At 63.8% G+C, this 19540-nt stretch carries 20 protein-coding genes and 2 tRNA genes; 21 read left to right on the top strand and 1 reads right to left on the bottom strand.

Annotated features, from left to right (window positions below; translation table 11 throughout):
* Nucleotides 1-17 precede the first annotated feature (17 nt).
* The 10 genes from QZ332_RS03765 to QZ332_RS03810 all read left to right on the top strand — a co-directional run bounded on the left by QZ332_RS03765 (nt 18) and on the right by QZ332_RS03810 (nt 6416).
* Nucleotides 18-968, top strand: coding sequence for a DNA-directed RNA polymerase subunit alpha (locus QZ332_RS03765; RefSeq protein WP_295762483.1), 951 nt, complete (start codon nt 18-20; stop codon nt 966-968).
* Nucleotides 969-1042: 74 nt separating this feature from the next.
* Complete coding sequence (gene rplQ, locus QZ332_RS03770; protein WP_295762485.1) at nt 1043-1378, top strand: 50S ribosomal protein L17; 336 nt, start codon at nt 1043-1045, stop codon at nt 1376-1378.
* A 151-nt stretch (nt 1379-1529) separates the two neighbouring features.
* Nucleotides 1530-2240, top strand: a complete 711-nt coding sequence (locus tag QZ332_RS03775) for a polysaccharide deacetylase family protein (protein WP_295762487.1) — start codon at nt 1530-1532, stop codon at nt 2238-2240.
* 147 nt (nt 2241-2387) lie between these two features.
* Nucleotides 2388-2475: transfer RNA gene (locus tag QZ332_RS03780), tRNA-Ser, on the top strand.
* A 25-nt stretch (nt 2476-2500) separates the two neighbouring features.
* Nucleotides 2501-2593, top strand: a tRNA-Ser gene (locus tag QZ332_RS03785).
* A 393-nt stretch (nt 2594-2986) separates the two neighbouring features.
* Complete coding sequence (locus QZ332_RS03790; RefSeq protein WP_295762489.1) at nt 2987-3448, top strand: low molecular weight protein-tyrosine-phosphatase; 462 nt, start codon at nt 2987-2989, stop codon at nt 3446-3448.
* A gap of 186 nt (nt 3449-3634) precedes the next feature.
* On the top strand, nt 3635-4252 hold the full coding sequence (locus QZ332_RS03795; RefSeq protein ID WP_295762491.1) for a GDSL-type esterase/lipase family protein: 618 nt from the start codon (nt 3635-3637) through the stop codon (nt 4250-4252).
* A gap of 268 nt (nt 4253-4520) precedes the next feature.
* The gene (locus QZ332_RS03800; protein ID WP_295762493.1) at nt 4521-4880 is read left to right on the top strand and encodes a CidA/LrgA family protein; all 360 of its coding nucleotides are present in this window, start codon (nt 4521-4523) and stop codon (nt 4878-4880) included.
* Nucleotides 4873-5568 carry an LrgB family protein gene (locus QZ332_RS03805; RefSeq protein ID WP_295762495.1) on the top strand — a complete coding sequence of 232 codons (696 nt, stop codon included), beginning with the start codon at nt 4873-4875 and terminating at the stop codon, nt 5566-5568. Before QZ332_RS03800 ends, QZ332_RS03805 begins: the two co-directional genes overlap by 8 nt.
* Before the next feature lie 23 nt (nt 5569-5591).
* The gene (locus QZ332_RS03810; protein ID WP_295762497.1) at nt 5592-6416 is read left to right on the top strand and encodes a DUF3658 domain-containing protein; all 825 of its coding nucleotides are present in this window, start codon (nt 5592-5594) and stop codon (nt 6414-6416) included.
* Nucleotides 6417-6561: 145 nt separating this feature from the next.
* Here the strand turns inward: QZ332_RS03810 and QZ332_RS03815 are convergent, their stop codons facing one another.
* Nucleotides 6562-8052, bottom strand: a complete 1491-nt coding sequence (locus QZ332_RS03815) for an S-layer homology domain-containing protein (protein WP_295762499.1) — start codon at nt 8050-8052, stop codon at nt 6562-6564.
* Nucleotides 8053-8334: 282 nt separating this feature from the next.
* Here QZ332_RS03815 and QZ332_RS03820 point away from each other — a divergent pair, with 282 nt between their 5' ends.
* The 11 genes from QZ332_RS03820 (at nt 8335) to QZ332_RS03870 (ending at nt 18677) form a co-directional block, all read left to right on the top strand.
* Nucleotides 8335-8649 carry a hypothetical protein gene (locus tag QZ332_RS03820; RefSeq protein ID WP_295762501.1) on the top strand — a complete coding sequence of 105 codons (315 nt, stop codon included), beginning with the start codon at nt 8335-8337 and terminating at the stop codon, nt 8647-8649.
* Nucleotides 8650-8665: 16 nt separating this feature from the next.
* On the top strand, nt 8666-10573 hold the full coding sequence (locus QZ332_RS03825) for a V-type ATP synthase subunit I (RefSeq protein WP_295762503.1): 1908 nt from the start codon (nt 8666-8668) through the stop codon (nt 10571-10573).
* A 23-nt stretch (nt 10574-10596) separates the two neighbouring features.
* Nucleotides 10597-11121 carry a V-type ATP synthase subunit K gene (locus QZ332_RS03830; RefSeq protein ID WP_295762505.1) on the top strand — a complete coding sequence of 175 codons (525 nt, stop codon included), beginning with the start codon at nt 10597-10599 and terminating at the stop codon, nt 11119-11121.
* 27 nt (nt 11122-11148) lie between these two features.
* Nucleotides 11149-11733, top strand: a complete 585-nt coding sequence (locus QZ332_RS03835; RefSeq protein WP_295762507.1) for a V-type ATP synthase subunit E — start codon at nt 11149-11151, stop codon at nt 11731-11733.
* Nucleotides 11734-11748: 15 nt separating this feature from the next.
* A complete protein-coding gene (locus tag QZ332_RS03840) occupies nt 11749-12753 on the top strand; it encodes a V-type ATPase subunit (protein ID WP_295762509.1) in 1005 nt (334 codons plus the stop codon).
* Between the two features lie 17 nt (nt 12754-12770).
* A complete protein-coding gene (locus tag QZ332_RS03845; RefSeq protein ID WP_295762511.1) occupies nt 12771-13088 on the top strand; it encodes a V-type ATP synthase subunit F in 318 nt (105 codons plus the stop codon).
* 173 nt (nt 13089-13261) lie between these two features.
* Nucleotides 13262-15034, top strand: coding sequence for a V-type ATP synthase subunit A (locus QZ332_RS03850; RefSeq protein ID WP_295762513.1), 1773 nt, complete (start codon nt 13262-13264; stop codon nt 15032-15034).
* Complete coding sequence (locus tag QZ332_RS03855) at nt 15034-16419, top strand: V-type ATP synthase subunit B (RefSeq protein WP_295762515.1); 1386 nt, start codon at nt 15034-15036, stop codon at nt 16417-16419. The genes QZ332_RS03850 and QZ332_RS03855 overlap by 1 nt, the downstream gene beginning before the upstream one ends.
* A 13-nt stretch (nt 16420-16432) precedes the next feature.
* On the top strand, nt 16433-17146 hold the full coding sequence (locus tag QZ332_RS03860) for a V-type ATP synthase subunit D (protein ID WP_295762517.1): 714 nt from the start codon (nt 16433-16435) through the stop codon (nt 17144-17146).
* Between the two features lie 240 nt (nt 17147-17386).
* Nucleotides 17387-17803: a hypothetical protein gene (locus QZ332_RS03865; RefSeq protein WP_295762519.1), complete on the top strand. Its 417-nt coding sequence runs from the start codon at nt 17387-17389 to the stop codon at nt 17801-17803.
* Between the two features lie 298 nt (nt 17804-18101).
* The gene (locus tag QZ332_RS03870) at nt 18102-18677 is read left to right on the top strand and encodes a recombinase family protein (protein WP_295762521.1); all 576 of its coding nucleotides are present in this window, start codon (nt 18102-18104) and stop codon (nt 18675-18677) included.
* The last annotated feature ends 863 nt before the right edge of the window (nt 18678-19540 follow it).

Here is a 19540-nt window from a genome sequence, read left to right on the forward strand (position 1 = left end):
ATGAAGGAGGGTACTGCGTGATTGAAATCGAAAAGCCCCAGATCGAATGTACCGAAGCGCCGGGTGATGTGACCTATGGCAAATACGTGGTGGAACCCTTGGAGCGGGGCTACGGCACGACGCTGGGCAACGCCCTGCGGCGGATCATGCTCTCCTCGCTGCCCGGCACCGCGCCGACTACCATCAAGATCGCCGGCGTCCAGCACGAGTTTTCCACCATCCCGGGCGTGAAGGAGGATGTGACGGAGATCGTCCTGAACATCAAGGGCCTCCTGACGAAGCTCCACAGCGACTCGGTGAAGACGGTCTACATCGAGGCGGTGGGCCCCTGCGTGGTCACCGCCGGCGACATCAAGGCCGACGGCGAGGTGGAGGTCCTGAACCCGGATCTGCACATCGCGACACTGGACAACGGGGCGGCTCTGAACATGGAGATCACCCTGTCCCATGGCCGGGGCTACGTCCCCGCCGACCGCAATAAGCCCCAGCAGAATGTGATCGGCACCATTGGAGTAGATTCCATCTACACGCCGGTGTATAAGGTGAATTATACCGTGGAGCCCACCCGCGTGGGCGCCTCCAGCGACTTCGACAAGCTGACGCTGGAGGTCTGGACGGATGGGACCATCTCTGCTCGGGATGCGGTCTCTCTGGGAGCCAAGATCCTCTGCGACCATTTCACGCTGTTCACCGACCTGAGTGAGAACGTCGGCAGCCGCCCCACTGTGGTGGAGAAGGCGGAAGCCCAGCGGGACAAGGTGCTGGAGATGACCATCGAAGAGCTGGACCTCAGCGTCCGGAGCTTCAACTGCCTCAAGCGGGCCAACATCAACACGGTGGAGGATCTGATCTCCAAGACCGAGGACGAGATGATGAAGGTCCGCAACCTGGGACGCAAGTCCCTGGAGGAGGTCATCAACAAGCTGGCGATGATGGGGCTGCACCTGGCCGACGAGGAGAACAACTGACCTTTTGCGCCGCCCACGGGCGGTAAATACGGTGAAGGACCGTTTGAGAGAAAACGAGTAAGGAGGAAACCGAAATGCCTCGAAAGCTTGGCAAGACCTCTGACCAGCGCAGGGCTATGCTGCGTCAGCAGGTCACGGATTTCCTGGATCACGGCAAGATGGAGACCACCGTCACCCGTGCCAAGGAGATCAAGCCCCTGGCTGAGAAGATGATCACTCTGGGCAAGAAGAGCGACCTGGCCGCTTACCGGCAGGCCATGAGCTTCATCACCCGGGAGGACGTCTGCAAGAAGCTCTTCAAGGAGATCGCGCCCAACTATACGGAGCGCAACGGCGGCTACACCCGCATCATCCGCACCGGCGTCCGCCGGGGCGACGCCGCGGAGACCGCGGTGATCGAGCTGGTGTGACCTGACCCAAGGATAAAAGCCCTTTGTCATGAGGACCTAGGCTCATGACAAAGGGCTTTTATATCGCCCGGTCGAAAAGAAAGCATTTCCAAGGGGGAAACCGAAACGCCTGCGCATACTAGACCCGAAAAGATGAGGGGAGGGATGCGCGATGAAGAAGATCGGTCCGATCCTGGCGGCGGTCGTGCTGGCGGCGGTGCTGGGCCTCGGCGGCGGCGGGGCGGTGCCCGCGGAGGGCGGGGCGGAGATCCCGGAGGGGGAGAAGTATGTGGCGCTGACCTTCGACGACGGTCCCCGGCGGGAGACCACGGGCCGTTTGCTGGACGGCCTGCAGGAGCGGGGGGCCACGGCGACCTTTTTCCTCATCGGCCAGCAGATCGAGGACAATGCCGACCTGGTCGCCCGGATGGCAGAGGAGGGGCACCAGATCGGGAACCATACCTGGAGCCACCAGCGGCTGGATGGAGCGGCGCTGGACGAGGCGGCCCAGGAGGTGGAGCGGACGGAAGCGGCCCTGGAGACGCTGCTGGGCGGGGGAGAGTACTGGCTGCGGCCGCCCTATGGGCAGGTGAACACCGGGACGGAGGCCAGCTTCGGCGTGCCCCTGGTGAAGTGGTCCGTGGATCCCCGGGACTGGGAGAGCCGGAACACGGGGAAGGTAGTACAGGAGATCATGGAGGCCGTGGAGCCGAACAGCATCATCCTGCTGCATGATATCTATCCTACATCGGTGGACGCGGCGCTGAAGGTGGTGGACCGCCTCCAGGCGGAGGGATATTGGTTCGTGACGGTGGAGGAACTGCTGCGGCTCAACGGCGTGACGCCGGAGGCGGGGGCGATGTACCGGACCGGATGCGGATAGGGCCTGCTCTTTGGCGGATGCCAGGGAGGGGCCTGTCCATTTTGGAAAGGGGGCATGACCCCGGTTTTAATTGGCGAATATTTGTTGACAAGAAGGGAGGAGCATGCTATAATATCATGCGTGTTCAAGAAATGGCGACTTCGAGATGGAGAGATGTCCGAGTGGTTGAAGGAACCGGTCTTGAAAACCGGCGGCGCGCAAGTGCCCGTGGGTTCGAATCCCACTCTCTCCGCCATTTTTTCAAAAGTGCATCAGGATCTGCGGAAGTACCCAAGTGGCCGAAGGGGCTCCCCTGCTAAGGGAGTAGGCTGGATAAAACCGGCGCGAGGGTTCAAATCCCTCCTTCCGCGCCAATTCAGAGATCCCCACCGCCGCTCCGTTCCCGGCTCCGCCGGGAACTGCGCTCGGGTGGGGATCTCTTCGCGTCCTGCCGGGACCTGCTTGGCCGGGCTCACGGCGGAGGGGACGGGGATGCGGAGAGAGTTCCCGGGAAGATCGGTCTTGACCGCTTATTGCCGAGGAGGCCCCGGGACCGCAATGGTCCCAGGGCCTCCTCTGCTCCCCCCTTATTTTCCCATCAGGCTGTTTGACCGACGCCATGGACCGCGGTCAGGGCTGCGCGGCCCATCCGAGTAGCGGGCAGGAGCGGGGACGCCGCTGCCGGTACGCATCTCGAGATCGCCCTCGACTTCGCGGGGGGAGTATGCTATACTGGAGCAAGATCGACGATATGGAGTGTGCAGCAGATGATCGATATCCTTTTTGTGTGCCACGGGAATATTTGCAGGAGCCCGATGGCGGAGTTCGTGATGAAAGATCTGGTGAAAAAGGCGGGGCTGGAGGACCGGTTCCAGATCGCCTCCGCCGCCACCAGCGCCGAGGAGATCGGTGAACCGGTCTACCCGCCCGCCCGGCGCAAGCTGGCCGAGCATGGCATCGGCTGTGCCGGCAAAACGGCCCGCCGGCTGAAAAGCGAAGACCTCGATCGATACGACCTCCTGATCGGGATGGACGGAGCCAACCTGCGGGATATGCGCCGCATCTGCGGCGGCGATCGTGACGGCAAGATCCATCTGCTGATGGAGTTCACCGACCGCCCGGGCGATGTGGCCGACCCCTGGTACACGGGCGACTTCGAGACCACCTGGCAGGATGTGCTGGCCGGATGCCAGGGACTGCTGCAGGCGGTGAGAGAGGGACGCATCTAACGCCCGGCCGGCGGGGGTGGAGCGGCGGCGTCCCGCCAAAGGGGCGGATGCCGCGTGATCTGCTCCGCCGTCCGCCCGGGGGAGGGACGGACAACGGACCCCCGCCCCCGGCGGGGCCGGGGAGGGGCCTCCCGCCCCGCGCCGGCATCGGGCGGGGGACCGAGATCGAGTGAGGCGGTGACAGCGGTGGGCCATCGGATCGTGTGCTTCGGCGATTCCAACACATACGGATACGACCCAAGGTCCTATCTGGGCGGGCGTTACCCGGCGTCCGTCCGCTGGACGGCCCTGCTGGGGGAGGCGGGCTGGGACCTCATCAACGAGGGGGAGAACGGCCGCTGCATCCCGTGGCGGCGTCGAGATATCGACGCGCTGGTCCAGGCGGTGCACCGTGCGGAGGCGGGGACGGTCGTGGTCATGCTGGGGAGCAACGACCTGCTCCAGCGGCCCGTCCCCAGCGCCGAAGCCTGTGCGGAGCAGATGGAGCGGGCCTTGACCGCGCTGCTGGAGGGAGCGCCCGCATCCTGCAAGGTCCTGCTGACCGCTCCGCCGCCCATGGGACCGGGGACCTGGGTGGACGACCCTGGGACGCGGGAGGAGTCGCGGCGGCTGGCGGGCTGCTATGAGGCGCTGGCCCGGCGGCTGGGCATCCCCTTCGCGGACGCGGGCCTGTGGGACGTGGAGCTCAGCTTCGACGGCGTCCACTTTTCTGAGGGAGGGCATCGGGCCTTCGCGGAGGGGATGGGGAAGGTCTTAGAGGGCCTCGTCCCTCCCGGGACGGACCGCGCGGATGTCCGCCGCTGATGGAGGGCCGGGCCGTGAGAGGGCCCCATGCGGCGGCGCGCCATGACGCGCCGCCTTCCGCGGGTAGGAGAGAGGAGGCGGAGGGCATCCAAACGGATGCCCTCCGCCTTTTGGGACCGGACTTCATCTCGATGGCGCGGCGTCTCCCCGGATGCGATGCTCCGCCGCCGCGGGATAGGTCTCCCTTTACAACCGCGCCCCGGTCCGATATAATAGGGACCGGACCACCGGCCTGTCCCGCCGGAGTTTTTCGATCCGAGGTGCTTTTATGAGATACATATCCCAATTCCTCCGCATCCTGGCCTTCTGCTTCCTGGGGGAGGTCCTCCACAGCCTCCTTCCCCTCCCCATCCCCGCCAGCATCTACGGGCTGGCCCTGCTGCTGGCGGCCCTGAGGACGGGCCTGGTGGAGCTGGAGCAGGTGAAGGAGACGGCCAGGTTCCTGATCGCCGTCTTCCCCCTGCTCTTCGTCCCCGGCGCCGCCGGGATCATGGAGCTGGAGGCGCTGCTGGCCCAAATCTGGCTCCCCGCCGTGCTCGCCGTGGCCCTGGTGACGGTGCTGGTCATGGCCGCCGCCGGATGGGTCACCCAGGCGGTCATCCGCCGGAAGGGGGCGCGGCATGAGTGAGCTGCTGACGGGAGGGGCCGTCTGGGGCGTGCTGCTGACGCTGGGGGCCTTCGCCCTGGGGAGCTTCCTCCAAAAGAAGGCCCGGCAGGCGTGGTGCAACCCCCTGCTGCTGGGGAGCCTGTTCGTCATCCTCTTCCTCCGCCTCCTGCAGATCCCCTACCCGGACTATCAGGCCAGCGCCGCCCCGGTGAGCTATCTGCTCCTCCCCGCCACGGTCAGCCTGGCGGTCCCTCTCTACGAGCAGTGGGAGGCCCTGCGGGAGAACGCCGCCGCCATCCTCTCCGGCATCGCCGCCGGAGCGGTGGTCAGCGTGGGGGCCATCCTGATCCTGGCCTGGGCCTTCCGGATGGACCGGGCCGCCGCGGTCAGCCTGCTGCCCAAATCCGTCACCACCGCCATCGGCGCGGACGTCTCCGGGGAGCTGGGCGGCATCCCGACGCTGACCACCGCCGTCATCATCCTGACGGGCATCTTCGGGAACCTCAGCGCCCAGGCGGTGTGCAGGCTGTTCCGGATCGAGGACCCCGTGGCGAAGGGCGTGGGCATCGGCACCGCCTCCCATGCCATCGGCACCGCCAGGGCCCTGGAGATCGGCCCGGTGGAGGGGGCCATGAGCAGCCTGTCCATCGCCGTGGCGGGCATCATGACCGCCCTGCTGTGCCCGCTGGCCGTGGACCTTCTGCCTTGACGTTCGTTTGAGGAGGCCGTTTCATGTTCGATGTCGTATTCAGCAGCAGCGCCCGCGGGGGCATGCGGTGCGCCCGCTTCTCCCGCCTCGAGGACATATACAGCCTCAGCCTGGGCCTGAGCGTGGGCAGCATCTCGGAGGACGTCCCCGGCGCTTTGCGCCGCGCCGCCCTCCTGGAGCTGTGCCGCGCTTCCGAGCCGGAGGCCGAGGCCCCGGGGCGGGTGGATCGGCTGATGGAGGATGCCGCCGTCTCTCTGGAGGCCATCCTCGCCCGCTCGGCGGAGGGCGAAGCGGTCCGGATCTGGTACAGCGACGAGCCGGACGAGGCGTGCGCCTTCCTCTGGCTGCTCTCCCGGCTGGACGGCCTGGGGGACCGTCGCGGCCCTGTCGGCGCCGTCAAGCTGCCCCGGTACGAACAGCGGGAGGACGGCGTCGTGGAAGAGCACACCGGCTGGGGCGATGTCCGCCCGGAGAGCTGGCAGGCGTTCCTCCCTCTGGAACGGCCCGCGTCCCCGGCATCCATCCGCGCCGCCGCCCACCGGTGGCGGGAGCTCCAGGAGGAGGACGCCCCGCTCCGGGCCGTCGTGAACGGGCGGCTGAGCAGCGTGCCGGAGGAGTTCTACGACGGCTTCATCCGCCGGGAGCTGGCCCGGATGCCGGAGGAGTTCCGCGAAGCCGTGCTCATCGGCCAGGTGCTGGGCCGTCACCGGCTGGGCATCGGCGACGGCCTGGCTGCCTGCCGCGTGGAGGCCATGATCCGGGCCGGGGAGCTGGAGGCCGTCACTCGGGCGGCGGCGGAGGAAGCGCCTTACCGGCGGATCCTGCGCAAATGCCCGCCGTCCAGGTAGAGGGCCGGAGACGGACCGCCATCAAAAAACACGGCATGGCCGATCGGCCATGCCGCGCTTTTTTAGGACCCGCAGGCCGGATGCCCGCATCCGTGAGGGGGGCCGCCGCCCGCCTTGCCGCGTCAGGGACCGCGCCCCGTCCGGTTCAAGCGGGGGCCCCTGGCCGCACGTGCAGCAGGGCGGCCGCTTCCTTCACCGGGATGTACAATGTGCCGTTCCAGAGGAAGCCCTGCGCCTGGAGGGAATTGCCCTGAGCCTCCAGGGTCAGCGCCCGGCGGACGGCGCCGGGGGTCCCGTCCTCTTCGCCTTCGCCAGCCATCCCGTCCTCTTCGTCTTCACCGGAGGGCGCGGACGGCCGGGCCTCTCCGTCCGCGCCGGGAGGTTCGTCCGCCGGAGCCGGTCCGGCAGGCGGGTCCGGGACGGTCAGCTCCGGGAAATGCTCTTGCAGGAAGGACAGCGGGACGTAGCAGATCCCGTCCAGCGTCCGGGCGGACCGGCCCAGGGGAGCGCCGCCCAGGGCCAGCAGGCTGTCGAAGTCCTCCGTCGTCAGGGGCGCGTCCTCCCGGAGCTGGTACAGCGCCTGGGCGATGTCCCCCCGCGTAGTATAGGGCGTGAGGATCTGGGAGAGGTCCCCCGGCGTGAAGACGAAGGTCCGGTCCTCCAGCCCCATGCGCTGCAGCAGGGCGGAGAGGATGGCCTGGGCCTCCTCCCCGGAGATCCAGCGGTCCGGGTGGAAGGCGTCCTCCTCCGTCTGGGGCAGGAGGCCGGCGGAGCGGGCGGTCATGACGGCGCTGTGATACGCGTGCCCCGGGGGCACGTCGCTGAAGGGGACGGTGTCCTCCGTCCACCCGGCGAAGCCGTACAGGTCCAGCACGGTCTGCAAAAACTCCCCGCGGGCCATCCCCGCCCTGGGGGAGAAGGTGTGGCTGCTGGTGCCCGCCATCAGGCCGGAGGCCGCCACGGCGTCGATCTGCTCCCTGGCGCAGGCATAGCGCCCCAGGTCCACGAAGCCCTCCAGCGCCAGCGGCTCCCGGCTGGAGTAGGCGGGCACGGCGTAGCCGTGGAGCCGCCGGTCCGCTATGGGGTAGCGGTTCACGGTCACGTAGTCGTTGGGCTCCTCCTCCGGCGCCCGGGCCTCGGAGACCTGGGCGGCGGGGTAGTCCCAGCGGGTCGTCAGAGCGTTGCCCTCGATCGTGAAGAGGGTCTCGTCCTCCACGTACAGCACCAGGCCCACATGATGGATCCTGCCGGAGTCGTTGTGGAAGAGGACCAGGTCCCCCTGCTGCGGGAGATACGTGCCCCCTCTGGAGGCGCTGGCGTAGTATCGGCCCAGGCCCGTGAACGCCCGGCAGTGCCGGGCGCAGTTGACGGAACGGGGGAACGCCTCCTTGGGGATCCCGGCCTCATCGGCGCACCAGGAGACGAACATGTCGCACCAATAGCCGTTCGGGTAGCCGTAGCGCACGCCGAAGGGCGTGTACTCATCGTCCCCCTCTGTGAAGCCCATCTGTCCCAGCGCCTGGAGCACCACCCGCCCCGCCTGGGAGGGCTCCTCCGCCTCCAGCGCCCGGACCGGCGTCGAACAAAGGCAGAGCGCCAAAAGGGCCGCCAAGGACCATTCCTTCAAAGCAAACATCGAAGATCCACTTCCCATTGAACGATTCACGGATTTTGGGAGGTATTATAGCACCTTCGACCGATCTTGACAAGTTCCGCGCCGGAGAAAAAGCGTCCCGGCGGCGCAGATCCCGTCCCGGAGGCGGCGGTTTGGGGCGCGGACGCGTTCCTTTTCAGGGCTTTAACAAAAATTCCCTTGCAAAACAGGACTGCTTGGCCTATACTGATAAAAGAATGACTATGCGGTCCGGAGGGTAGTCACCGCCGGGCTGGATGGCACATGGAGAGAAGGTGAGAACGAATGTCCCTGGAAGCGATCGAAAAGGTGACGCAGGTGGAGGACGAGGCCCGGGAACGCCGGACGGCCGCCGAGGCGGAGGCGAAGCAGATCGTCGCGGACGCCGAGAAGGAAGGTCAGGCGCTCTTGCAGAGGCGGAGGACCGAGGCGGCGGAAGCCGGCCGTGAGCTCCTGCGCCAGGCGGAGGAGCGGGCCGCGGAGCGGGCCGCCGAGACCGCCCGGGCCGCGGAGGAGGACGCCGCCGCCCTGCGGGACGCTGCGCGTGAGCGTCTGGATGCCGCCGCGGAGTTTATTGTCGGAAGGGTTGTGAGCAACTGAGATGGCCATTGTAAAAATGAAGAAGCTCCGCGTCATGGCCATGGCCGACAGCCGGGACGCGCTCCTGCGGGAGCTGCTGCGCCTGGGCTGTGTGGAGATCAGCGAGCCCGCCGGCAGACTGGCGGACCCCGCCTGGGCAGACCTGCTGCGGCGGGAGACCTCCACACTGGCGGAGACCAAGAACGAGCAGGGCGAGGCCGGCGCCGCCCTGGACGCCCTGAAACGCTACGGCGGGACCAAGGACGGGCTGTTCATCCAGCGCCGCCCGGTGTCCCAGGAGGAGTTCCTCTCCGCCGGGACGCTGGAGGAGGCCCGGGCCGTCAGCAGGCAGATCGACGGCCGCATCCAGGACATCTCCCGCCTGCAGGGGGAGGAGGGGCGCCTCCAGAGCCGGAAGGCCGGGCTGATGCCCTGGGTCCCCCTGGACATGCCCCTGGAGCTCAGCGGGACGGCCAACGCCGTCTTCCGGCTGGGGGTCCTCCCCGGCGCGGCGGACACCGCCGCCATCCGCAGTGAGCTGGCGGGGACGGCGGCGGAGCTCTATGAGGTCAGCGCGGACAAGCAGCAGCGCTGCTGCCTCCTGATCGCCCACCGGGCGGCGGAGGAAGAGGCCCTGGAGGTCCTGCGGCCCCATGGCTTCAGCGTGACGGCCTTCCAGGGCGTCACGGGCACGGCGGCGAAGAACGTCGCCGACATCGACGCGGCGATCGCCGCGGGCCAAAAGCGGCGGCAGGAGGCCGAGGCCGCCATCGCCGCCCTGGCCGGCAAGCGGGACGCCCTCCGGCTCTACGCCGACCGGCTCAGCGCCGAGGCGGCGGAGGACCAGAACACCGAGCGCCTCCTCACCGACGGGACCATCGTCTTCTTCGAGGGCTGGGCCCCGGCGGAGAGCCTGGGCGAGGTCCAGTCCCTGCTGGAGAGCATGGGCTGCGCCTGGGAGGCCAGCGACCCCACGGACGAGGATGTCCCCGACGTGCCGGTCAAGCTGAAGAACAACTGGTTCACCAAGCCGCTGAACATGGTGACGGAGATGTACTCCCTCCCCGCCTACAACAACGTGGACCCCAACCCCCTGATGGCGCCGTTCTTCATCCTGTTTTACGGCATCATGATGGCGGACATGGGCTACGGCATCCTGATGTTCCTGGCGGGGACCATCGTGGCGAAGAAGTACCGCCCCAAGGGCACCATGGGCCACATGATGGGCCTTCTGCAGCTGTGCGGCGTGTCCACCTTCTTCTGGGGCGCGCTGACGGGCGGCTTCTTCGGAGACTTTTTGACCCAGGTGGTGAAGCTCACCACCGGAGGGGACTTCGCCCTGCCGGCCCTCTTCACCCCGCTGAACGACACGCTGATGATCCTCGTGGGGGCCATGGCCCTGGGGCTGGTGCAGATCGTCACCGGCATGGCCGTCAGCTTCATCCGCAAGCTCCGGGCCGGGCAGGTGCTGGACGCCGTTTTCGAAGAGGTCACGTGGTGGATCGTCTTCGCGGGCATCGGCCTGATGGCCCTGGGCGTGACGGACCTGGTGCTTTACGCGGGCCTGGCCCTGATCGTCATCGGCCCCCTGGTCACCGGCCAGGGCTTCGGCAAGATCATGGGCATCTTCGGCTCCCTTTACAACCATGTCACGGGCTACTTCGGCGACATCCTGTCTTACGCCCGTCTCATGGCGCTGATGCTGGCGGGCAGCGTCATCGCCCAGGTGTTCAATACATTGGGCGCGATCCCCGGCAACATCGTCATTTTCCTGGTGATCTCCCTGGCGGGCAACGCGCTGAATTTCGCGCTGAACCTGTTGGGCTGCTACGTCCACGACCTCCGGCTGCAGTGCCTGGAGTACTTCGGCAAGTTCTATGAGGACGGCGGCAAGCCCTTCCGGCCCCTGGCCATGGAGACCAAATACGTGGACATCACGAAGTAATTTATTTTAGGAGGAACACTACAATGGAAGAAATGACTCAATTGATCGAGATGCAGCAGGCGATCGGCTTCCTGGGCACCATCGGCGGCCTGGCCCTGGCGCTGCTGGGCGCGGGCCTGGCGGCGGTGCTGCCCGGCATCGGCTCCGCCAAGGGCACCGGCATCGCCGGCGAGGCGGGCACCGGCCTTTTGTGCCAGGACCCCAGCAAGTTCGGTAAGGTCATGATCCTCCAGGTCATCCCCGGCACCCAGGGCCTGTACGGCCTGGTGGTCTGGTTCTTCGCCATCTTCTCCATGGGCCTGCTGGGCGGCGAGCTGCCCCAGATGACCGTGGCCCAGGGGATGCAGTACCTCGTCGCGTGCCTGCCCATGGCGCTGGGCGGCCTGTTCTCCGCCATCGCCCAGGGCCGCGTGGCCGCCGGTTCCATCAACATCCTGGCCAAGAAGCCCGACGACTGGTCCAAGGGCATGGTGCTCTGCATCACCGTGGAGTTCTACGCCATCCTGTCTCTGCTGGCTTCCATGCTGATGATCATCAATATTTCTTGATGAGCCCCGAAGAAAGGGGATTCGACCATGAACGGGATTGAAAAGATCACCCAGCGCATCCAAGCCGACGCCCAGGCCGAGATCGACCGGGTGCTGGGCGAGGCCCGGGCCGAGGCGGAGAAGATCGCCGCCAAGTACAAGGCCCAGGCCGACGCCGAGGCGGCGGACCTGGATGCGAAGAACAAGAAAGCCGCCGCCGAGCGGGAGGAGCGCCTTGCGGGCACGGCCCAGATGGAGGCCCGGAAGGCCGCCCTGGCCGCGAAGCAGGAGATGGTGGAGCAGGCCTACGATCTGGCCCTGCGGAAGCTGTGCTCCCTGCCGCAGGCGGAGTACACCGCCGTGCTGGCGGGGCTGCTGGTCCAGGCGTCCTCCACCGGCAAGGAGGAGGTCATCTTCTCCGAGGAGGACCGCCTCAAGGTGGGCAAGGCCGCCGTGGACAAAGCCAACAAGGACGGCAAGAAGGGCCTGACCCTCTCCGGCGAGACCCGTCCCATCCAGGGCGGCTTCATCCTCCGCTCCGAGAACGTGGAGGTCAACTGCGCGTTCGATACCCTGATCCGTCTCCAGAAGGCGGAGACTGCGGGAGAAGTGGTGAAGAAGCTGTTCTCATGACAAGGAGGGAGTGTCTTGGCTAAAAAAATCAAAGACACCGATTACCTGGCGATCTCCGCCCGCATCAAGGCCATGGAGACCGGGCTCCTGACACGGGAACGGATGGAACAGGTGCTGGAGGCCCGCAGCCAGGAGGAAGCCGTCAAGGTCCTCCAGGAGTGTGGGTATCCCGAGCTGGACGCCCGCAGCCCCGAGACCATCGACGCCGCCCTGTCGGCGGCGCGGGAGGCCACGCTCACCGACCTGGCCGACGGTGCGCCGGACCCCAGGTATATCGACGTTTTCAAGCTGAAGTATGACTACCACAACATCAAGGCCGTCCTGAAAGCCGCGGCCATGGACACCAGCCCCGACTCCATGCTGATGGATATGGGCCGCGTCCCGGCGGCGGCGCTGAAGGAGGCCGTGCAGACCGGGAGGCTGGACGAGCTGCCGGAGGGCCTCGCCGCCGCGGCGGCGGAGGCCAAGGGGGTGCTGGACAGCACCCGCGATCCCCAGCTCAGCGACATCGTGCTGGACCGCTGGTGCTATCAGGAGATGATGGCCCTGGCGGAGGAGACGGGGAGCGCCTTCCTGGCGGGCTACGTCAAGATGCAGATCGACGCGGCGAACCTCCGCTCCCTGATCCGGACGCTGCGGATGGGCAAGAGCGCGGACTTCCTGAAGACCGTCCTGCTGGAGGGCGGCGACATCGGTACGGACGCCGTGGCCGCCGCCGGGAACGCCGGCGGCAGCGGCCTTGCGGAGCTTTACGGCCCCACCGCCCTCCAGGCGGCGGCGGAAGCCGGGGCGGAGGCCCTCCGGGGCGGAGCGCTGACGGCCTTCGAGAAGCTGTGCGACGACGCGGTGGGCGACTATCTGGCCGGGGCGCAGTTCGTGCCCTTCGGCGAGGCCCCGCTGCTGGGGTATCTGGCGGCGCGGGAGACGGAGTATACGAACATCCGCATCCTGCTGATGGGCCGGGGCGCCGGCCTGAGCGCGGACGTGATCCGTTCCCGTCTGCGCAGCAGCTATGTGTAAGGCGGTGAGGTGACAATATGGCTATGACCTATCAGATCGCCGCCATCGGCGATTGGGAGTCCGTCATGGGCTTCCGGGCCCTGGGACTGGATACCTACCCCGTCACCGACGTGGCGGAGGCCAGGGAGAAGGTCCGGGAGCTGGCGAAGGGAGACTGCGCCGTGATCTACCTCACCGAGCAGCTGGCCCAGGGGATGGAGGACGTGCTGGCCCGTTATAAGGACGAGCTCCGGCCCGCCATCATCCTGATACCCGGGCGCCAGGGCTCCCTTGGCATCGGGAAGAACAACATCCAAAGAGCGATCGAGCGCGCGGTCGGCGCAGACATTTTGTAAAATTTTTACGTCGTATCTCCGATCCCCGCTGCGGGGGCGGACAGCCCCCTGCCGGAGCCTGACGGACCGGGCCGGCGGGGAGAGGAGGAGCGAGGGAGCGGGCGCGGTCCCCGGCAGGGCCGGGGGCGGGGCCCAGCGGAACTTGCGACGGCGAGAAAGAAGGTTGCATAAATTTGAGCGGCAAAGTAGTGAAAGTATCCGGGCCGCTGGTCGTCGCCACGGGCTTGTCGGACGCCAACATGTCCGACGTGGTCCGCGTCGGACCCCAGCGCCTGATCGGCGAGATCCTGACCATGAAGGGCGACGCCGCCTCCATCCAGGTCTACGAGGAGACCTCCGGCCTGGGCCCCGGCGCCGTGGTGGAGACCACCGGCGCGCCCATGAGCGTGGAGCTTGGCCCCGGCATGATCGAGGGCATCTATGACGGCATCCAGCGTCCCCTGGAGAAGATCATGGAGAAGGTCCACGGCAACAACATCACCCGCGGCGTGGAAGTCTCCGCCCTGGACCACGAGAAGAAGTGGGACTTCACCGCCACGGTCAAAGCCGGCGACAAGGTCATCGGCGGCGACGTGATCGGCACGGTGCCCGAGACCTCGGTGGTGCTCCACAAGATCATGGTGCCCCCCAGCCTGAAGGGCACCATCAAGAGCATCCAGAGCGGCAGCTACACGGTGGAGGACACCGTGGCGGTGCTGACCACGGAGGACGGCAAAGACGTCCCCCTGACCATGCTGCAGAAGTGGCCCGTCCGTATCGGCCGGCCCTATGAGAAGAAGTATTCCCCCGAGCGTCCCCTGTGCTCCGGCCAGCGGATCATCGACACCATGTTCCCCATCGCCAAGGGCGGCACCGCCGCCGTCCCCGGCCCCTTCGGCTCCGGCAAGACCGTGGTCCAGCACCAGCTGGCGAAGTGGTCCGACGTGGACATCGTGATCTATATCGGCTGCGGCGAGCGCGGCAACGAGATGACCGACGTCCTCCGGGAGTTCCCCGAGCTGAAGGATCCCCGCACCGGCGAGTCGCTGATGAAGCGCACGGTGCTGATCGCCAACACCTCCGATATGCCCGTGGCGGCCCGCGAGGCGTCCGTCTACACCGGCATCACCATCGCCGAGTATTTCCGTGACATGGGCTACGACGTGGCCGTCATCGCCGACTCCACCTCCCGCTGGGCCGAGGCCCTCCGCGAGATGTCCGGCCGTCTGGAGGAGATGCCCGGCGAGGAGGGCTACCCCGCCTACCTCAGCTCCCGCCTGGCCCAGTTCTACGAGCGCGCGGGCAGCGTGGAGTGCATCGGCTCCGACGAGCGCCGGGGCTCCCTGACCGCCGTGGGCGCGGTCTCCCCCCCGGGCGGCGACCTCAGCGAGCCCGTGTCCCAGGCCACCATGCGGATCGTCAAGGTCTTCTGGGCCCTGGACGCGTCCCTGGCCTATAAGCGCCACTTCCCCGCCATCAACTGGCTGAACTCCTACTCTTTGTACCTGGATACCCTGAAGCCCTGGTTCGACGAGAACTTCGGCGAGGCGTTCATGAAGGACCGGGGCAAGGCCATGAGCATCCTCCAGCAGGAGGCCAGCCTGAACGAGATCGTCCAGCTGGTCGGTAAGGACGCCCTGTCCCCCGCCGATCAGCTCACCCTGGAGGTCGCCCGGATGGTCCGGGAGGACTTCCTCCAGCAAAACGCCTTCACGGACATCGACGGCTATTCCAGCTATGACCGCCAGGGCAAGCTCCTGGCGCTGATCCTCCACTACGAGGTCCTGTGCCGGGACGCCATCGCCAAGGGGGCGGACGTGATGAAGCTGTTCGACATCCCCGTCCGGGAGAAGATCGGCCGCGCCAAGAGCGTCCCCGCCGACGAGTACGTCAAGGCTTATGAGGAGTTCCAGACTGAGATGGAGCGGGAGATCGCCGAGATCGCCGCCCAGGGAGGTGACAACTGATGATCCGAGAATACAAGACCGTAGAGGAGATCGTCAGCCCGCTGATGATGGTCCGGATGGTGGAGGACGTCACCTACAACGAACTGGTCGAGGTCGAGCTGCATGACGGCTCCACCCGCCGGGGCCAGGTGCTGGAGGTCAACGGCGACACCGCCGTGGTCCAGCTCTTCGAGTCCGCCGCCGGCATCAACATGGCCGACGCCAAGGTCCGCTTCCTGGGCCATCCCCTCCAGCTGGGCGTGTCCGGCGACATGCTGGGCCGCGTCTTCAACGGCATGGGCCGTCCCATCGACGGCGGCCCCGACATCCTGCCGGAGGAGTACCGGGACATCGACGGCCTGCCCATGAACCCCGCCGCCCGGGACTACCCCAACGAGTTCATCCAGACCGGCGTTTCCACCATCGACGGCCTGAACACCCTGGTCCGCGGGCAGAAGCTGCCCATCTTCTCCGGCTCCGGCCTGCCCCACGCCAACCTGGCGGCGCAGATCGCCCGGCAGGCCAAGGTGCTGGGCGACGAGAGCGCCAACTTCGCCGTGGTCTTCGCCGCCATCGGCATCACCTTCGAGGAGTCGGAGTTCTTCGTCAACGAGTTCAAGCGCACCGGCGCGATCGACCGTACCGTGCTGTTCTCCAACCTGGCCAACGACCCCGCCGTCGAACGTATCGCCACGCCCCGCATGGCGCTGACCGCCGCGGAGTACCTGGCCTTCGAGAAAGACATGCACGTCCTGGTCATCATGACCGATATCACCAACTACGCCGAGGCCCTCCGTGAGGTCTCCGCCGCCAAGAAGGAGGTCCCGGGCCGCCGCGGCTTCCCCGGCTATCTGTACACGAACCTCGCGACGCTGTACGAGCGTGCCGGCCGCCAGCTGGGCAAGAAGGGCTCCATCACCCTGATCCCCATCCTGACCATGCCCGAGGACGACAAGACCCACCCCATCCCCGACCTGACCGGCTATATCACCGAGGGGCAGATCATCCTCTCCCGCGCGCTGTACCGCCAGGGCATCCATCCCCCCGTGGACGTGCTGCCCAGCCTGTCCCGTCTGAAGGATAAGGGCGTGGGCAAGGGCAAGACCCGGGAGGACCACGCCGACACCATGAACCAGCTCTTCGCGGCGTACTCCACCGGTAAGGACAACAAGGAGCTGATGTCCATCCTGGGCGAGGCGGCGCTGACCCCCACGGACCTGCTGTACGCCAAGTTCGCCGACGAGTTCGAGCGGCGTTACGTGAACCAGGGCTATGAGGAGAACCGCTCCATCCAGGAGACGCTGGATCTGGGCTGGGAGCTGCTGAGCATCCTGCCCAAGGCGGAGCTGAAACGGATCAAACCGGAGCTGATCGAGAGATACTGGCCGAAGAAAGACGAGCAGTAAGGAGGGGTGAGCCATGGCGAATATCACGGTAAGCCCCACCCGGATGGAGCTCACCCGCCTCAAGGGCAAGCTGCGCACCGCTCAGCGGGGCCACAAGCTGCTGAAAGACAAGCGGGATGAGCTGATGAAGCAGTTCCTGGAGACGGTCCGGGAGGTCCGGGCCCTCCGGGCGGAGGTGGAGGAGGAGCTGATGACGGTCCACGCCTCCTTCACCGTGGCCTCCGCGCTGATGAGCTCCGAGGCCCTGGAGCAGGCCCTGGTCTACCCCAAGCAGAGCGTGGAGCTGACCATGACCTTCCAGAACATCATGTCCGTCAACGTGCCGGTGTACGACTTCCAGACCCAGACCCGGTCGGATTCCGACATCTATCCCTACGGCTTCGCGGCCACGTCCGGCGAGCTGGACACGGCGGTGGACGCCCTGGGGAAGGTGTTCCGCAAGATGCTGAAGCTGGCGGAGATCGAGAAGTCCGCCCAGCTGATGGCGGAGGAGATCGAGAAGACCCGGCGGCGCGTCAACGCCCTGGAGTATGTCATGATCCCCGATACCCAGGAGGCGATCCGGTATATCAACATGAAGCTGGATGAGAACGACCGCGCGACCACCATCCGCTTGATGAAGGTGAAGGATATGATTTTGAAGGAAGCCATTGAGGAACGGCAGGCGGCAGACGCTAGGGCCGTAAGGGCTTTCGGGGATTCAGGCGAAGCTCCGACAGAGGTTTAAAGGGGAGCCGTACCGTAAGAGTACCGCTTCTACGATAGGCCTAAAAAGTGAAAGATGGTACTGCCTGGGAGAAGTCCTGGGCAGTACCTCTTTTTTTGTCGGCAGGGTTGAAAATCTGGATACGGATGGGGTGTCAGTGTTAGTGCCTACCAATAAGCTGTGTTAAGAAGGGAAATTAGATTTAAATTTAAGATTTTGCCTTAAATTTAGATCACACTATGAATTTGGGAGGCATTAACAATGAAGATGGAACTAAGATTTACGAGACTGATAATTACATTGGCGCTTTTGAAGTACATGACGGAAATTCCCAACGCCGGGAGGAATCCGGCATACACAAGTGAAAATTTCCCGGGTATCGTACTCATGCAGTACGTTGAAAAGGGAGAAACATTTTTCACTGTGTTAAGCATGAAGGACTATCAAAGGATTAAGGGGGAGTATTGGAGCGGAACAAATCAATACGTCACGACTTGCAGGAACGGCAAAACGATATATTTGCACCGTGAGTTGTGCCCTGGATTACAAAAGGGCCAATACGCCCATCATCGGGGAAGTAAATTTGACAATCGGCCTGAAATGTTGGAGGCGGTAACACCTGCCGACCACGACCAACACCGTACATATTGCGGTGACTTGGTACTTGATGTTAAATAAAAAGAGGTACTGCCTGGGAGAAGTCCTAGGCAGTACCTCTTTTTTGTGCGTCTGTTTCAAATGTTTCAACTTTTTTTAGGACGTGCTTTATTGCTCTGAAATGAAGATTTCAATATAAATGGAACGCACCGAAAAGGCGCCCCAAAAACAGAAATGGAGCTTTCGGGACACTTCCAGAGGGGGAGGGGAGGGGAAGTTTGGGACGCTCTGAATGGTATACCTTTTCGGGCGCAACACTTTCGAGACGTTTTGGTGTTCAGTTTCATTTATAAATCTAGTTGAAAAGGAGCAAAAGCAAATGAAAGTAGGATATGTGCGTATCAGCACAAAGGAGCAAAACACCGCTAGACAGGATGAACTTATGAGACAGTTAGATGTTGAAAAAGTTTATACTGACAAAATGAGCGGGAAAAGCACGGAACGCCCGGAACTGCAAAGGATGATGGATTTTGTTCGTGAAGGAGATACGGTAATCGTAGAGAGCTTTTCACGATTTGCAAGGAACACAAGAGACTTACTTGACCTTGTGGATGCTCTGAAAGAAAAGAAAGTGCAGTTTGTCAGCAAGAAAGAATCCATTGACACCAATGGGCCAGCAGGAAAGTTGATATTGACTATCTTTGCGGGATTGGTGGAGTTTGAGAGAGACACAATCCTTGACCGTCAGGCCGAGGGAATCGCCATCGCCAAGGCAGAGGGGAGGATGAAGGGCAGACCCAAGAAAGCAGTTGACATTTTCGAGAGTGCCTATCTGGAAGTGAAAGGCGGGAAGCTGTCAGCGACAGCGGCGGCGAAGCAGTTGGGACTTTCCCGGTCAACGTGGTATCGGAAAGCAAGGGAGTATGAGGAAGATAATCAAATAATAGATATTTGAAGCAGTAGGGGAGGGGAGAGGGGTACAGTACACCGCCAGCAATTTAATTAAATTGCGGTTCTGCGCTGAATAATTAAAAAGGGCAAAAAAGTCCCCCTCTGCTTTCGCAAAAAAAGGGACAGCAGAGGAGATTTTTTGAGGTATGCAGTAGGTGTGAAAAATTGTGGTTTTGGTAAGTTGAAAAAATTTTATGTAGTGGTAAGCATTGGCTTTAACGATCTGCTGGGAGTTTTGAAAGGATATTGGCAGAAGGGGATATAATCATTTAAAACTAGAAAAAAGTAATACATTATCAAGGGAAAATAATACAATATATGATAAAAAGCGAAGCAGATAGCAATTTCTTCGGGGGTACATGGAGAATTATTGAAAAGTAAAACATTGTAAAAATTTCATTACAGAGGGGGTTTTGCCGATACAAGGTATTAGAAGGGACACATATATTGAATGGGCCGAGTACAAAGGAAATTTGTTCGCACTTGACCCATTCTATAATCTGCGGATTCCATTAAATTGGGATGCCTGATATAAGGGCTGAAAGTGTACCCACTACCACCCAGCCAAAGGAAAGGGGATATATGGAAAGTTTCTGAAGTTCTTTTGATGAACTTCTTTCTACTAACTATTGACGGATATACTTGGAAGCGGTAGAATAGAAGATACAAGAATAACGATTGCAGGCACCTGGGGGCGAGGTGCGAACTCGCCCCCAGGCTGTACGGATGAATCGGCATCCAGCACAGCAGAGTTACTCTGCACCCAGCATTATTATACCTGTCCGAATCAGATTTAGCAATAGGGCAGGAAAAATAGCTGTGTTTGCTTTGATGAAAAATCAGGCAATGTGATGGGTTTACACAAAT

The organism is uncultured Oscillibacter sp. (assembly GCF_910584465.1).
In the GTDB taxonomy this organism is placed as follows: Bacteria; Bacillota; Clostridia; order Oscillospirales; family Oscillospiraceae; genus Oscillibacter.

What these genes read in the sequence shown, in the direction of transcription:
- rplQ (WP_295762485.1), top strand. Translation starts at nt 1,043, where the DNA reads ATGCCTCGAAAGCTTGGCAAGACCTCTGACCAGCGCAGGGCTATGCTG.
- QZ332_RS03775 (WP_295762487.1), top strand. Translation starts at nt 1,530, where the DNA reads ATGAAGAAGATCGGTCCGATCCTGGCGGCGGTCGTGCTGGCGGCGGTG.
- QZ332_RS03790 (WP_295762489.1), top strand. Translation starts at nt 2,987, where the DNA reads ATGATCGATATCCTTTTTGTGTGCCACGGGAATATTTGCAGGAGCCCG.
- QZ332_RS03800 (WP_295762493.1), top strand. Translation starts at nt 4,521, where the DNA reads ATGAGATACATATCCCAATTCCTCCGCATCCTGGCCTTCTGCTTCCTG.
- QZ332_RS03805 (WP_295762495.1), top strand. Translation starts at nt 4,873, where the DNA reads ATGAGTGAGCTGCTGACGGGAGGGGCCGTCTGGGGCGTGCTGCTGACG.
- QZ332_RS03810 (WP_295762497.1), top strand. Translation starts at nt 5,592, where the DNA reads ATGTTCGATGTCGTATTCAGCAGCAGCGCCCGCGGGGGCATGCGGTGC.
- QZ332_RS03815 (WP_295762499.1), bottom strand. Translation starts at nt 8,052, where the DNA reads ATGTTTGCTTTGAAGGAATGGTCCTTGGCGGCCCTTTTGGCGCTCTGC.
- QZ332_RS03820 (WP_295762501.1), top strand. Translation starts at nt 8,335, where the DNA reads ATGTCCCTGGAAGCGATCGAAAAGGTGACGCAGGTGGAGGACGAGGCC.
- QZ332_RS03825 (WP_295762503.1), top strand. Translation starts at nt 8,666, where the DNA reads ATGAAGAAGCTCCGCGTCATGGCCATGGCCGACAGCCGGGACGCGCTC.
- QZ332_RS03830 (WP_295762505.1), top strand. Translation starts at nt 10,597, where the DNA reads ATGGAAGAAATGACTCAATTGATCGAGATGCAGCAGGCGATCGGCTTC.
- QZ332_RS03835 (WP_295762507.1), top strand. Translation starts at nt 11,149, where the DNA reads ATGAACGGGATTGAAAAGATCACCCAGCGCATCCAAGCCGACGCCCAG.
- QZ332_RS03845 (WP_295762511.1), top strand. Translation starts at nt 12,771, where the DNA reads ATGGCTATGACCTATCAGATCGCCGCCATCGGCGATTGGGAGTCCGTC.
- QZ332_RS03855 (WP_295762515.1), top strand. Translation starts at nt 15,034, where the DNA reads ATGATCCGAGAATACAAGACCGTAGAGGAGATCGTCAGCCCGCTGATG.
- QZ332_RS03860 (WP_295762517.1), top strand. Translation starts at nt 16,433, where the DNA reads ATGGCGAATATCACGGTAAGCCCCACCCGGATGGAGCTCACCCGCCTC.
- QZ332_RS03865 (WP_295762519.1), top strand. Translation starts at nt 17,387, where the DNA reads ATGAAGATGGAACTAAGATTTACGAGACTGATAATTACATTGGCGCTT.
- QZ332_RS03870 (WP_295762521.1), top strand. Translation starts at nt 18,102, where the DNA reads ATGAAAGTAGGATATGTGCGTATCAGCACAAAGGAGCAAAACACCGCT.